This window comes from Clostridium sp. CM039, assembly GCF_055081075.1.
Window position 1 is genome coordinate 1,872,879 of sequence record NZ_CM143649.1, and the last position, 13,709, is coordinate 1,886,587.

At 32.5% G+C, this 13,709-nt stretch carries 14 protein-coding genes; 2 read left to right on the top strand and 12 right to left on the bottom strand.

Annotated elements, in window-relative coordinates; translation table 11 throughout:
• Positions 1–36: 36 nt before the first annotated feature.
• From nadE to zwf, 11 genes are all read right to left on the bottom strand, one after another.
• On the bottom strand, positions 37–840 hold the full coding sequence (nadE, locus tag ACWJJ2_RS08865; RefSeq protein ID WP_216303133.1) for an NAD(+) synthase: 804 nt from the start codon (positions 838–840) through the stop codon (positions 37–39).
• Positions 841–970: 130 nt separating this feature from the next.
• Entirely contained in the window at positions 971–1,837 is an 867-nt protein-coding gene (gene rnfB / locus ACWJJ2_RS08870) for an RnfABCDGE type electron transport complex subunit B (RefSeq protein WP_165413126.1), read from the bottom strand.
• Between the two features lie 29 nt (positions 1,838–1,866).
• Positions 1,867–2,448, bottom strand: a complete 582-nt coding sequence (locus ACWJJ2_RS08875; RefSeq protein ID WP_165413102.1) for an electron transport complex protein RnfA — start codon at positions 2,446–2,448, stop codon at positions 1,867–1,869.
• Entirely contained in the window at positions 2,448–3,071 is a 624-nt protein-coding gene (gene rsxE, locus ACWJJ2_RS08880; RefSeq protein WP_165413101.1) for an electron transport complex subunit RsxE, read from the bottom strand. Before rsxE ends, ACWJJ2_RS08875 begins: the two co-directional genes overlap by 1 nt.
• A gap of 1 nt (position 3,072) precedes the next feature.
• The gene (locus ACWJJ2_RS08885) at positions 3,073–3,645 is read right to left on the bottom strand and encodes an RnfABCDGE type electron transport complex subunit G (RefSeq protein ID WP_220286519.1); all 573 of its coding nucleotides are present in this window, start codon (positions 3,643–3,645) and stop codon (positions 3,073–3,075) included.
• A 6-nt stretch (positions 3,646–3,651) separates the two neighbouring features.
• Entirely contained in the window at positions 3,652–4,644 is a 993-nt protein-coding gene (locus ACWJJ2_RS08890) for an RnfABCDGE type electron transport complex subunit D (protein ID WP_220286520.1), read from the bottom strand.
• Positions 4,641–5,978: an electron transport complex subunit RsxC gene (rsxC, locus tag ACWJJ2_RS08895; RefSeq protein WP_216303136.1), complete on the bottom strand. Its 1,338-nt coding sequence runs from the start codon at positions 5,976–5,978 to the stop codon at positions 4,641–4,643. The genes ACWJJ2_RS08890 and rsxC overlap by 4 nt, the downstream gene beginning before the upstream one ends.
• A 73-nt stretch (positions 5,979–6,051) precedes the next feature.
• Positions 6,052–6,471 (bottom strand): SoxR reducing system RseC family protein, encoded by a 420-nt coding sequence (locus ACWJJ2_RS08900; RefSeq protein ID WP_462954272.1) that lies wholly within the window; start codon positions 6,469–6,471, stop codon positions 6,052–6,054.
• A 558-nt stretch (positions 6,472–7,029) separates the two neighbouring features.
• The gene (locus ACWJJ2_RS08905) at positions 7,030–8,802 is read right to left on the bottom strand and encodes an aminopeptidase P family protein (protein ID WP_462954328.1); all 1,773 of its coding nucleotides are present in this window, start codon (positions 8,800–8,802) and stop codon (positions 7,030–7,032) included.
• 136 nt (positions 8,803–8,938) lie between these two features.
• Complete coding sequence (locus ACWJJ2_RS08910) at positions 8,939–9,565, bottom strand: cyclase family protein (protein ID WP_462954273.1); 627 nt, start codon at positions 9,563–9,565, stop codon at positions 8,939–8,941.
• An 11-nt stretch (positions 9,566–9,576) separates the two neighbouring features.
• A complete protein-coding gene (zwf, locus tag ACWJJ2_RS08915; protein ID WP_216303138.1) occupies positions 9,577–11,082 on the bottom strand; it encodes a glucose-6-phosphate dehydrogenase in 1,506 nt (501 codons plus the stop codon).
• A gap of 156 nt (positions 11,083–11,238) precedes the next feature.
• Here zwf and ACWJJ2_RS08920 point away from each other — a divergent pair, with 156 nt between their 5' ends.
• Together ACWJJ2_RS08920 and ACWJJ2_RS08925 are read left to right on the top strand one after the other, a co-directional pair.
• Complete coding sequence (locus tag ACWJJ2_RS08920) at positions 11,239–11,505, top strand: hypothetical protein (protein ID WP_462954274.1); 267 nt, start codon at positions 11,239–11,241, stop codon at positions 11,503–11,505.
• Between the two features lie 81 nt (positions 11,506–11,586).
• A complete protein-coding gene (locus tag ACWJJ2_RS08925; protein ID WP_462954275.1) occupies positions 11,587–12,954 on the top strand; it encodes a TolB family protein in 1,368 nt (455 codons plus the stop codon).
• A 165-nt stretch (positions 12,955–13,119) separates the two neighbouring features.
• On the opposite strand, the gene ACWJJ2_RS08930 is transcribed toward ACWJJ2_RS08925, so the two are convergent.
• Positions 13,120–13,578 carry a hypothetical protein gene (locus tag ACWJJ2_RS08930; RefSeq protein ID WP_165413093.1) on the bottom strand — a complete coding sequence of 153 codons (459 nt, stop codon included), beginning with the start codon at positions 13,576–13,578 and terminating at the stop codon, positions 13,120–13,122.
• Positions 13,579–13,709: the final 131 nt, after the last annotated feature.

Below are 13,709 nucleotides of genomic sequence, written 5' to 3' on the forward strand. Positions count from 1 at the left end.
ACCTATACATTAGGTGCATCTATTTTTTTTACAAATTTATTCAAGCCACCAAGTGTCTTTTGGAGAAACTGGTGAATGTCTTTTGTGTTTAGAAACTGTATATAATTTTAATATTTTCTCCTCGTATTCTTCTGAGATGTCTTTACCCCTTAAATACATACAAACCTGATGATTTAGTTCTGTTACTTCTTTTTGATTGGATCTATTGTCCCATACACCACTTGTAGAAATTTTATTAATTATAGATTTAGGTGCATTAAATATTTTTGCCATTTCGTAAACTATGCTTTTTGTTATTCCCTCAAGTGGTTGTATATCTGCTGCATCGTCACCATGTTTCGTCACCATTCCTAGAGTTAGCTCGGCTACATTCGTGTAGCCAGCAACTAGAACATCATAAACTTCAGCTACTCTATATAACACGGTCATTCTCACTCTAGAATTTGTATTCCCTATATCTACTTTTGAAGGAGGTAACCCACGAAGAAGCTCAATGGATTCAATTACGGGACCCATTACATCATAGGTTTGAAATACATCTGGCTTTATAATGTCTCTTGCAAGTTCTACATCTGCCATGTCTGATTTAATTCCAAATGGGAGAGATAGATTGATTAGATATATTCCTGATTTTTTTATAAGCATACTTGTAACAAAGCTATCTACTCCACCTGTAAGATGACAAACATAACCTTTTTTTCCGGTATGCATAGCATACTTTTTTAAGAAAGTACAAATTTCTTCTATCATTCTATATGCATACTTTTCATCTGACTCATTTTCAAGAGGACAAGGTATACCAAACTCATTCCTTATTTCTTGTTGTTTAATTTTATCCATATCTAGCCTCCTTAAACTTGTTTATATGTTTATTGTATCACATATAATCCCATATTAACCACAAATTATTAAAATGAAAGATTAAAATTAATATCCGTCCTTATTGATAAATCAGAAAAAACATCCCATTTTAATCAGAGAGAGTTTTATTTTCAGATAATTTAGCTGCTATTCTTGTCTGCGATATACTTTCTATAGACTTTTTAATTGCACCCGTTGGGCATTTATATAAGCAAGTAGATTCATTACATATTGAAACACATACATCACAATCTACTACAGCTAGATTGTTCTCAATTTTTATTGCACCATATGGACAATTCTTAACACAAATTCCACATCCAATGCAGCCTACTTTGCAAAGTTTACGTGTCACAACACCTTTGTCGTTTGAATTACAATTCAAAGATACATTAATTCCATTTGGAACTAATTCAATAACTTTTTTAGGACAAACTATTTTACATTTTCCACAACCCGTACACTTTTTATTGTTAATAATTGGTATGCCTTCTTTGCTCATTGTCATTGCATCAAAAGGACAATTTTTAACACATGTTCCAAAACCGAGGCAACCATATTTACATCCCTTTGGTCCTCCCTGTAGCACTGATGCTGCAACACAATCTTGAACACCTTGATACTTATAATCCTTAATAGCTTTACTTACTGTACCAGCACATTTTACAAAAGCCACTTTTGGCTCCATTTCTGCTGCCACTTTACCAGTTAGATTTGCTACCATTTTTGCAACAGGTGCTTTCCCTGGAATGCAAAGATTTGGTGCTACATCTGGGTTTATAACCACAGCTTCTGCATACGCCATACAACCAGCATATCCACAGGCTCCACACTGACCTTTTGGTAATATATCTTCAACAATATGAATCAATGGATTTACTTCAATGGCAAATTTTTTATTTGCAACCGCCAAAATTAAACCAAACACTAGCCCAACTGATGTCATTACAACTAAAACTGCAATCGCTATACTTATATTACTCATATTAATTTCTCAGCTCCTTTCTATGCTGCTATAATCCCAGAAAACCCCATGAAAGCTAATGCTAACATGCCCGCTAAAATAAACGCAATGCCGAGCCCCTCTAATGGTTTAGGGACATCTGCTAATCTTAGTTTTTCTCTTAAACTTGCCATAAGTATAATTGCCAAAGCAAACCCCAAACCAGATCCAACGGCAGATATTGCACTTTTTACAAATGAAAAATTTGATTCTACATTTAAAAGTGGTACGCCAAGTACAACACAATTTGTAGCAATTAGTAATAAATATATTCCCCACATATTATATAAGGTAGGTGCATATTTTTTAATAATCATTTCTAAAAGCTGCACAAAGCTAGCAATTAAAAGCACAAACACCGCCGTTGTTAAAAATGTTAAATGAAATGGAGCCAATATAAAATGGAATACCAACCATGCTAGCATGGAACTCAGAGTCATAACAGAAGTTACAGCCATTCCCATACCAATAGAGGCTTTTAAGCTCTTAGAAACCCCAAAAAAAATACAAAGCCCTAAAAACCTTGTTAAAACGAAGTTATTTACGACTACCACACTTACAAACAGAGTTAGATACTCACCCATTATGCTTCGCCTCTCTCAATTTTATTTTTTTCCATATGTTCAGTCAGCATCTTAAACCCGGCTACCATATAGCCAATGAGTATAAATGCACCTGGCGGTAAAATCATGATAAGTGCAGGATTATACCAAGAACCAAAAATTTTTATCCCAAATATAGCTCCTGTACCAAAAAGTTCACGTATCATCCCGATAGATAAAAGTGCAAGTGCAAAACCACATCCCATTCCTAGTCCATCAAAAAAGGATGGAATCACTGAATTTTTTGAAGCAAAAACTTCCGCTCTAGCTAAAATAATTGCAAAAACAACAATCAATGCTAAATATATTCCTAATGCCTTATAAAGCACTGGCGCATATGCTTGTAATACCAACTGTACTACCGTAACAATGGTTGCTATGGATGTAATATACACCGGTACACGGACCTTAGGATTCACTACTTTTCTACTAATAGATACAATAGTATTATTTGCAGTAATAACGAAGATAACTGCTAAACCCATAGTTAGAGAATTTATCGAGTTATTCGTTACCGCTAAAGCAGGACAAAGACTAAGTGCAAGAACAAAAATTGGATTTTCTTCAATAATCCCTTTTTTAAATATATTCCATAACTCTCTCATATTATTTCCCCCCTACAAACTGTGTAACCTGTTCCACAGCTTCTTTGATACCTTTCGTTACCGCTTTTGAAGAAATGGTAGCCCCAGTCATAGCTTGAATATTATTTTCTTTTGATTTATCTTTTACGACTTCTAAATCTTTGGTTTTTTTACCTTTAAATTGACATCTAAAAGGTTCTTTACCTGCATTTTCTCCAAGTCCGGGCGTTTCATTACTCTCTAATATAGCAAATTCAATAATTTTACCTTGTGGCGACACAGATACAATCATTTTTATTGCTCCCCCATATCCTTTACTCTCTGCTGGAACTATATATGCAATTACTTTCCCATTCTTTTCTGCAATAAACCATTCTTTCTTCCCCTTCACTGGCTCAAACTTTTCTGCATCCACCACCAATGACTTCATTGCATTAGTCTTCATCATAGCCGCTTTTTCTGCTGCAACTGGTGCTGTAAAAAAATAGGTTGAAGCAATAATTGCGCCTGATATGAAACAAGCAACTGTTAAATTCATAGCAATTTGAAAAATACTATACTCTTTATTATGCAAAACATTATTGTCATCTGACATTTTCCGCTACCTCCTTGCTCCAAATTTAACCGGCTTTATCACGCGATCTATAAGCGGTGTAACTGAATTCATTAACAAAATGGAATAACAAACCCCTTCTGGATATCCACCCTTTAACCGAATTAGAACAGTAAGCGCCCCAGCACCCATAGCAAAGATCACCTGCCCCTTCTTTGTAATAGGAATAGTAACCATATCTGTAGCCATAAAGAATGCTCCTATAACAAGGCCTCCAGCCATAATATGGAATAGCGGATCTCCGCTAAATAAACCTGTCGGTCCAAATATCCAAGTTAAAATACCTACAGTTCCAATCATAAATACAGGAACTTCCCAATTTACATATCCTTTATAAATTAAATATATGCCTCCAATCACTAGTAAAACTGTAGATGTCTCACCAATACTTCCACTGCGAGCACCAATGAACATAGCTTTATACATTTGAGGTGCACTTCCAAATGTATCAATGAGTTTTCCATATCCTTGTTGTTTTAAAATATTTAAAGGCGTTGCAGTAGTTACTACATCTACACTTGTACTCATTCTTGTCCAAGTTGTCATTGCAATAGGCCATGATACCATAAGAGCTGCCCTACCAATATGAGCTGGGTTAAAAATATTATACCCAAGACCACCCATAGAATGTTTTGCTATTACAATAGCAATAAATGAACCAACTATCGCCATATAAGGTGGAATCGTCGGTGGCAAACACATTGCAAGCAATAGTCCTGTTAGGAATGCACTTCCGTCAGTTATAGTTATTTTCTTTTTTCTAATTTTTTGCATTAGGCACTCGAATCCAACTGCTGACAGACTTCCCATAAGAAGTATAATTAAAGCAGGAATCCCAAAGTGATAAATCCCAAAAATTGCAGCTGGCGACAAAGCCAAATTCACAGTCCACATAATTTTAGAAATAGATGCTTCTGAACGTATATGTGGAGATGTTGAAATGGTAAAGAGATTATCTTGTAATTTTATTTCACTATTCATTTAGCTAACATCTCCTTTTTTTTTGCAGCATCCGCTGTATTTTGCATTTTACAATATCTAATGTATTGTACTATGTTCCGCTTAGCGGGACATACATAAACACAACTTCCACATTCTGCACAATCAAAAAGATTTTGTTCAAGCTTTGCTTCTTCATACATGTTTTTTTCTCCCAATATACTTAGCATACTTGGATTAAGTCCACAAGGACAAATGCTTACACATTTCCCACAACGAATACAAGGAGATTGCTTTCCATTATTAATATCTTTTTTATTTAAACATAAAATTCCAGAAACGCCTTTAACAATAGAAACATTTAAATTTGATTGAGCAAATCCCATCATGGGACCACCCATAATAATTTTAGCTGGTGCCTCTACAAATCCACCACAATTTTCAATAGCATCTTTAAAACTTGTTCCAATTCTAAGCAAAAGATTTTTAGGTTCATTTACAGCACTTCCACTTACAGTTACTACTCTTTGTATCAAAGGAATTCCTTTTACCACAGCATCATATATTGCAATAACTGTTCCTACATTTTGAACAACGACTCCTACATCCATTGGCAAACTACCGGATGGAACCTCACGATCCACTAACACTTTAATAAGCATCTTTTCCGCACCTTGTGGATATTTAGTAGGAATTGCCTTAACTTCTACTGTGGTTCCTGCAAAAGCTTTTTGCATAGCACTAATTGCATCTGGCTTGTTATCCTCTATTCCCACATATGCTTTTTGAACACCGAGGACCTTCATTACTATTTTTACACCAGTAAGAATTTGCTGGGAATACTCTAGCATCATTCTGTGATCTGCGGTTAAAAACGGTTCACATTCGGCCGCATTTAAAATAAAAGTATCAATTTTCTTTTCTTTTGGTGGCGATAATTTTACATGAGTTGGAAAAGTTGCCCCTCCCATTCCAACGATACCAGCTTCTTTAATAATATCTTTTATTTCATTATCATTTAACTTCTCCCAATCTCTTTCAAATGGAATTCCTTCTATCCATTCATCGAAGCCATCATTTTCAATTACAATAGAAAGACACTTTCCAAATACCGGATGAGGGTATTCTGCCACATCTATAACAATACCGGATATTGATGCATGCACAGGGCTAGATACAAAAACTGTGTTATTCGCTATAACCTGTCCTTTTTTTACAAAATCACCCTTAACTACAATGGGTGAACACGGCGCACCAATATGCTGCCTCACAGGAATAACAACCTTACTTGGCATTAGTGCTATTTCTATAGTCTTATCAGCGGTATAATTTTTATTATCATTTGGATGTATTCCTCCACGAAAACTTTTTATCACTTTCCCACCCCTCTTTTAGCATATTTTAAAATATATTGAATTATATAGATATCTTTAAATCAAAAAAACTATTTTAAGATAGAATTCGAGTAATAACAAGTTGCATTTCGTCATTATTATGAGCAAATTCATCAAAAATTTTTATATTCAGTATGGACAATATAAATGTTAGTATTCCGCCTCCTATTTGAAAACCTCGCACAGAATAACCAACTTTTTTTGCTATTACTTGTCCAGCGATAACCCCCACTACAATAGCAATAAGAGGCACTATATATACAACAAAAGCTGCCATTAACATATTTGTTTCTTTCGTTTCAAAAGCAATTCGTTGTCCAGCCTTAGCCCCAATAAAATTTTGAGCCTGAATCACCAATGAACTATCACCTGGGCATGCACCACAATTTTTACATTCGTTATGCCTACCTACCTTGACTTTCGCCATGTTATCCTCAAATATTTCTATTATAATTCCTTCTTCCTCTTTTATCACCTTTACAGCTCCTCTCCTTGACTACAATATTAATTTTATTGTAAGGCTACGATAAAGTTTTTATATATTCCACATGTAAAATTATACACCGCCTGTTAAATTATATATTAATTTCAATTTCTACAACTTAAGATAGTTTTTTTTAGAGTAAAAGTCAATGATAATTAATTTTTTAACAAACAAATATATGCTGATTTTCATTTTTTTTACTCGAAAACCATTCTTTTGTAAATGTATACAAAACATTTTGTCCGCCTTTTATTTTCACAATTCCTACTTATTCGTACTAATGTTTTGAACAATCCCTAATCATATTACTGTGTTAAAGTATTAGCGTAAGCTTTTATATATTCTTTTTTCAGTATTATTACAATTTTATTTAATAATATTTTTTTTTAAACTCAATTTAATATTATTGTTAAATCGTGTTAAAATATTAACAATTTCTTCTTATGATACTAAAACTAAAGGTAATCATGCGAAAGCATTGCTAATAAGGAACTAAAAAAGAGATGCATTTGCATCTCTTTAACCCTTCTTAATTCATTAATCTTATATTTATATTGCTATTGTTGCAACCTTTAAATACTCTAGGTCCTCTCCTTGTAAATATGGAGAAAGTTTCTCAAATACGGTTCTATGATAATTATTTAGCCACGCCTTTTCGTCATATGTTAATAAAAGCGCATCTATAGCTTCTAAATCTATAGGGCAAAAGGTTAAAGTCTCAAACTTCATAAATTGTCCACCATATTGAGTTTTTTCATCTTCCTTAACAGTAACTAAGTTTTCTATTCTTATACCATGTTTTCCATCCTTATAAACCCCTGGTTCATTGGACACTATCATTCCTTTTTCAAGCTTAACAGTACTGGCAGCCATAGATATTCGATGTGGCCCCTCATGAACATTTAAAAAGAAACCTACTCCATGCCCTGTTCCATGTTTAAAATTCATACCTGCATTCCAAAGTGGAATTCTAGCTATAATATCCAAGTTTGAACCAGTGGTTCCATATAAAAATCTCTGCATACTTAAATCAATCATTCCTCTTAAAACTAGAGTGAAATCTGTTTTCTCTTCTTCCGTTAATGGGCCTACTGCTAGGGTCCTTGTAATATCTGTTGTTCCATCTAAGTACTGAGCACCAGAATCTAATAAATAAAGGCCTTCTTTCTTTATAGTAGCCTGATTTTTTTCTGTAGCAGTATAGTGAGGCATAGATGCATTTGCTCCGTAAGCCGAAATAGATGCGAAACTTAAATCATAAAAATTTTCTCCTGCTTTTCTTATTTCGCAAATTTTATCTGATGCCTCTATTTCAGTAATATTACGCGTTTTTATAGTTTTTTTCATCCAGTTTATAAATTTAACCATAGCCACGCCATCACGTACCATTGCCTTTCTAACATTTTGAATTTCAACATCATTTTTTATACCCTTAAATTTTGTAGTTATATCCATAGCTTCTACCGTTTTAATCTTTATGGCACTATATATCCAAGTACTGTTTTTCGCTGGATCAAATAATATTGTTCCGGCTTTAATATTTTTTAGAAATTCCCCTATGCTATCGTATGGCATTATTTCTACATTGGCCTTTTCAAGCTCAGATCTAACTTTTGAATTAATCTTTATATCATCTATAAATAAATAACATTTTTCCTCTGAGATAACTGTATAAGCTATTGTTAAGGGATTACATTTTACATCTCTTCCTCTAATGTTTAATAGCCATGCTATATCATCGAGTCCTGATATAACATAGTAATTTGCTCCCATATTCTTCATTTCCTGGACTACTTGCGCAAGTTTTGCTCCTCTTGACTTTCCTGCATACACTATATCGTGCAAAATCACCTCACTGGAGGGTCTTGCTGGTCTATCCTTCCATATTTTATCTATTAAATCTTCATTAACTTCAAATGAAAATTTCTTACTTTCTAACGCTTTCTCTAACCCTCTAAAATACTCTACTGAAATAACCTTGCCATCAAAAGCAATCTTTGCTCCTTCGCTAAGAGATTCCTTCAAAAATTCCTCAGCAGTTGGAACATTACTCTCTCCCATTTTAAATAAAGTTACACCTGTACCTTGTAATTCACTTTCTGCTTGAATGAAATATCTTCCATCTGTCCAAAGATAAGCATCCGTAAGTGTTATAATTGCAGTACCAGCAGAACCTGTAAATCCTGTTATAAACGTTCTAGCAGTATAATGTTCTGCTACATATTCACTTTGATGTGGATCTGAACTAGGTACTATATATGCTTCTATGCCTCTTTCTCTCATACCATTTCTTAACTCTTCAATTCTTTCTTTTACATTCATCATATTCACCCCATTAATTTGCAAGCGTTTACTTACAATTTTTAAATTACTTGTTTAATTATACCATAAATAAGTTGGGATTATTAAAACAAAAACTGTAATTTTATATAATTTTTAAGTTTTGAACTATAAGTACTTATATTAAGTCTTTTATTAAAACTATCCTAGCAGGAGCACCATCTGCTCCCTTAATTTTAAGTGGCATAGCACACATGAAGTATTCATCTTCTTTTATTTCTTTTAGTCTAACACCTTCTATTATAGTTATTCCCTTGCTAAAAAGAATTTTATGGGTTTCATGTTCTGGCTGAGACCTTTCTATTCCAAGTGAATCTATTGCTATTCCAATTATTTCTCTTTCTGCTAGATACTCTGCTCCACTTTTTTCAAGAAAAACAAAATCAAATTCAAATTCATCTGTGAATGAGTTGCGAGTTTTAAGCAATAAGAATTCACCTGGCCTAATGTTTTTATCCATAAGATCTTCTTTTGTTATTCCATTTACTATTTTTGTTAAATCCAAAACTCTACACTTTGTAATCAATTTATTTAAATCAATAGCATCAATAGTAGCACCCATATCATCTACATGATACGGTGCATCAATATGAGTTCCTGTATGTAAGTTCATACATATACTAGATTCATTAATGCTATCCTTTGGGATTTTCCTTTCAAATTTAATCACTGGTCTTTTTCCCTCTATATTCTTGTATACTCCCATACTTTTTTCTATAGTCATAGATATATCATATATAATCATGTTACGCCTCCTTAATTTTGTGCTGTATTCCACCACTGTCCGCCATCCCGCTCAACTAAATGCATTGCTTCCTCTGGGCCTGAGGTCCCTGCTGAGTAATTAGGATAATTAGGTATATTATTTTCAAATCCTTTTTCAATGCTTTCAATAAATTTCCACGAGTATTCAAGTTCATCCCATCTAGTAAACAAAGATGAGTTATTTCTAATTGCTTCAAGCAATAGCCTCTCATAAGCCTCGGGTGAATCATTTAAATACTTACAGCTTTGACAATAATCTAATTCAACTTTTTCCATTTTAAATTCACTACCTGGCTTTTTAGCATTTATCTGAAAGAAAAAGCCCTCTTCTGGCTGAATTTTTAAGACTAAAAGATTATGACTAATCTGATTAAACTCCTTATAATAATTAATTCCAGGAAGTTTTTTAAACTGAATAACTATCTCTGTGCTTTTAGTATCCATTCTTTTTCCTGCTCTTATATATATGGGTACTCCTCCCCACCGGAAATTGTCAATATAAGTCTTAAGGGCTATAAAAGTATCTGTGTTTGACACTTTTGATACCCTATCTTCGTCTCTATACGCCACCTCTTTTATACCATTGACAAAGCCAGAGCCATATTGACCCCGAACAATATTTTCCGTGCAAGTCTCAGCGGTAAAAGGTCTGAGTGATCGTAATACCTTGACTTTTTCATCTCTTATAGATTCTGGTTGAAAGTCTACTGGAGGTTCCATCGCAATCATAGTCAATATTTGTAACAAATGATTTTGAAGCATATCTTTTAAAATACCAGCATTTTCATAATATCCGCCTCTGTTCTCTACGCCTAAAAGTTCATAGGACGTAATTTGAATATTATCAATATAATTTGCATTCCATAGTGGTTCAAATAATGAGTTACCAAATCTTATTGCTAATATGTTTTGGATCATTTCTTTTCCCAGATAGTGATCTATTCTAAATATATCCTCTTCAGGTATAAGCTTTGATATATTATCATTTAAAATCCTAGCCGTTTTCAAACTTGATCCAAAAGGCTTTTCGATCATTATCCTCTGCCAGCCAGTGTCTTTGCAAACCATAGCATTATTCTTTAAATTTCTAATTATCCCTTCAAAAAACTCTGGTGCAACTGCTAAATAATATAATCTTTTACCTCCAGTTAAATATTTAGTCTCCATTATTTCCAAAAATGAATCTAAATCCTTGTACGCTTCATTATCTGAAGTAAAATCAAAATTCTTATAAAAAATTTTCTTACTAAATTTATCCCATAGTTCTTCATTTAAAGAAAACCTAGAGAATTTTTTCACTGATTCATACATTTCTTCTCTATATTGCTGATTTGTTTTTTCCCGTCTTCCTATAGACACAATTGTAAAATTTTCAGGTAATTTCTCCTCGTACATCAAACTAAAAATAGCTGGAATAAGTTTTCTTTTTGTCAAATCACCAGTTCCACCAAAAATTATAAATATACTAGAAAGTTCTTCATCCATACTTTTCTCCATTAAAAGTGCTCCTTCCTGCAATTCTTTTCATACGCACTATTTCTTATTTTTTTGTTCTGATCATAGCATATTAATTAATAACTACATCTACGGGTTTACTTAAATGAAATAGCTATCATATTACAATTTCAATTAATAATAATATACCACAAACTCATGAAATGCGTAAAAGTATATTTGCAAGTACTTTTGTTGAATTTCTATATATTGTATTTTTCGGAAGATGCTCAGGGCTTTTGTAATCTATTAAAAGAAGTGGATGTAGCCGAAGTAAATCTATTACCCTTCCATCAATTTGTACAAAATAAATATTCCTTATTAAATAAGGAATGCAAGTTTGCAGATGTTGCGCAACTACATGAAGAAGATTTAAACTCATATAAAGAGATATTTATTCAAAACGGCCTAAATTGTATAATATAATTTAGGCTATTTTTATTCCAGTTTGTTTCATAGAAATCAGGGAATGCTATCTATAAAAAGATAGATTGGTGGTATGAAATCATGATAAATATAAAAGTAAAGGTGGAAAGCCTAACAATTACAATGTTATTGCTAGCTGCTATTGGCATTACAAGCGGCTGTCCATCAAAAATCAGTAAAAGCGAAAAGAGCATAGGAACATTTAAATTACAAAATACTGCAATAAAAAAAACTCCAGACATTAAAAGTATGAACGCTGTGGTAATACGGAAAAATGAATTACTTTTAGTCTCGTTAAATGATAAAAATGATAATATCACATTAGATAGTGGAGGTACCTTTTCTCACCCACTCATATCTCCTGATAAAAGTCTGGTTTCATACATGAAGGATAGTGTTTTATATATTACAACGGATAAACTAGAACATATAAAAGTAGTCGATAATGCGTCACAGTTATCATTTGCATGGCAAGATAAAAATACTTTACTATACTCTCCTACCACTGGCGGCTTATATGTTTATGATGTTGTAAATAAAATCAGTAAACCTTACCTTCAAAATGAGTTTAATTACCAAAATATTACCTTAGATAGTAAAGGAAGAATATATGCAGAGCAGTACGTATACTATAAAAAAAATGGATCTGATTATAGAAATGATTATGGAATATTATTTTTTGATCCAATAGCAAAAACACAAAAAATAGTTATAAAATCAATCCCAAGTAAAATAGATACAGTTGACGATTTAGGAATGTATCCTATAATAATCGGTATATCAAATGATGATAAGTATCTGTATATATGGAAACATCCACATGCAGGCTCTCTTGCAGCAGATGGAGTTGATTTGGCAGTGTACGATATTTCACAAAATAAATTAATAGAATATACTAATCCAAATATAGTTTCACTAGGCTATAGTGATAATATATCCCCAAACCCTAAAAACAGTAACTCTTTAGCATTAATCTACGGTGGTGGTAGAGAGATGGGTAATAACAAAGATTTAGTTGTTTTAGATATCTTAACTGGCAAATTTCAGTCCTTATCCCCAAAGGGAGAAACAACCATGACACCTTATTACACAAATGATGGGAATACAATCCTATATGCTTCCTCTAAAGAACAAAAATATGTGCCTAGCGGCTTAACTCAATGGCTTTTAAACGGGCAACACCATATTTTCAGTATTGATACAACTACAAAACAAATAAAACAGCTTACAAATAACCAAAATTATTTCGATTTTTCACCAATATATATAAATAACAAAGACATCATATTCTTCCGTAGTGATAAATCTGAAAATGTGTCTATTTGGAAATATGCTAATGGCCAGGAAACTATGCTTGCAGATGGTTTAATATTTTATGATGATATGGATTATCCAGCCCAAAACTATTTTGGTCATTTTAACACCACTCAGTATACTGATATACGATAGCCAATTGAAGTTATCCCCTTTCTATGGATGATTTTTACGTGATATAAAATTTATTACTTTCATTTATGATAAATAAAGTTCAAAAAGGCTCTAGCAAAATTGCTAAAGCCCTTTATTTAATAGCGAGAAAAATATATATTAAAAATAAATAGACCTTTTGAATCTTTATAGATTAATTACTCCATTTAATGTTGGTTTGTTTTCATCTCTTGAATTTAGCTCTATTATATCTGGTAATTTCCAATTTCTTATTCCTCTATTAAATCTCCGTGGTAATAGATATCTAGCTGGCTTATACCCCTTTTTCCGGTGATTCATTATATCTTCCTCAAACATGTTTTTTACTTCGTTCATATGACAACTATTTATTTTAATTTGTTTAAACTTAAGTTCACTTACAATTTTCAAAAACCTATCTACTTCACTTTGAAAAACTTTAGCAAAAAAAGCATTTGCCTTATTGCCATCACAAATTAATATTGGATTTAATTGACTTTCATTTATAATAGCTTTCAATTTAAATACATCTTTTTTACTCTTCCCAATAAAATAACCATAATTAATATAATTAGGATCACTATCTTCAGGAAAAATCACATTATATAACAATTCTTCTTCTTTCATTTTAATCCTCACCTTTCTAATAAAATACTAGATTAATAAAACTAAAATTTTCAAAGCCTCTGATATATATATTCGTTGTAGTTATTATAGTAGTTAATTGTAAATAATATGTTATGAATTTGTTTAGACTT

What these genes read in the sequence shown, in the direction of transcription:
- ACWJJ2_RS08910 (WP_462954273.1), bottom strand. Translation starts at nt 9,565, where the DNA reads ATGATTATATATGATATATCTATGACTATAGAAAAAAGTATGGGAGTA.
- ACWJJ2_RS08905 (WP_462954328.1), bottom strand. Translation starts at nt 8,802, where the DNA reads ATGAATGTAAAAGAAAGAATTGAAGAGTTAAGAAATGGTATGAGAGAA.
- ACWJJ2_RS08890 (WP_220286520.1), bottom strand. Translation starts at nt 4,644, where the DNA reads ATGAATAGTGAAATAAAATTACAAGATAATCTCTTTACCATTTCAACA.
- ACWJJ2_RS08920 (WP_462954274.1), top strand. Translation starts at nt 11,239, where the DNA reads ATGAAATGCGTAAAAGTATATTTGCAAGTACTTTTGTTGAATTTCTAT.
- ACWJJ2_RS08875 (WP_165413102.1), bottom strand. Translation starts at nt 2,448, where the DNA reads ATGGGTGAGTATCTAACTCTGTTTGTAAGTGTGGTAGTCGTAAATAAC.
- rsxE (WP_165413101.1), bottom strand. Translation starts at nt 3,071, where the DNA reads ATGAGAGAGTTATGGAATATATTTAAAAAAGGGATTATTGAAGAAAAT.
- nadE (WP_216303133.1), bottom strand. Translation starts at nt 840, where the DNA reads ATGGATAAAATTAAACAACAAGAAATAAGGAATGAGTTTGGTATACCT.
- ACWJJ2_RS08885 (WP_220286519.1), bottom strand. Translation starts at nt 3,645, where the DNA reads ATGTCAGATGACAATAATGTTTTGCATAATAAAGAGTATAGTATTTTT.
- ACWJJ2_RS08925 (WP_462954275.1), top strand. Translation starts at nt 11,587, where the DNA reads ATGATAAATATAAAAGTAAAGGTGGAAAGCCTAACAATTACAATGTTA.
- zwf (WP_216303138.1), bottom strand. Translation starts at nt 11,082, where the DNA reads ATGGAGAAAAGTATGGATGAAGAACTTTCTAGTATATTTATAATTTTT.
- ACWJJ2_RS08930 (WP_165413093.1), bottom strand. Translation starts at nt 13,578, where the DNA reads ATGAAAGAAGAAGAATTGTTATATAATGTGATTTTTCCTGAAGATAGT.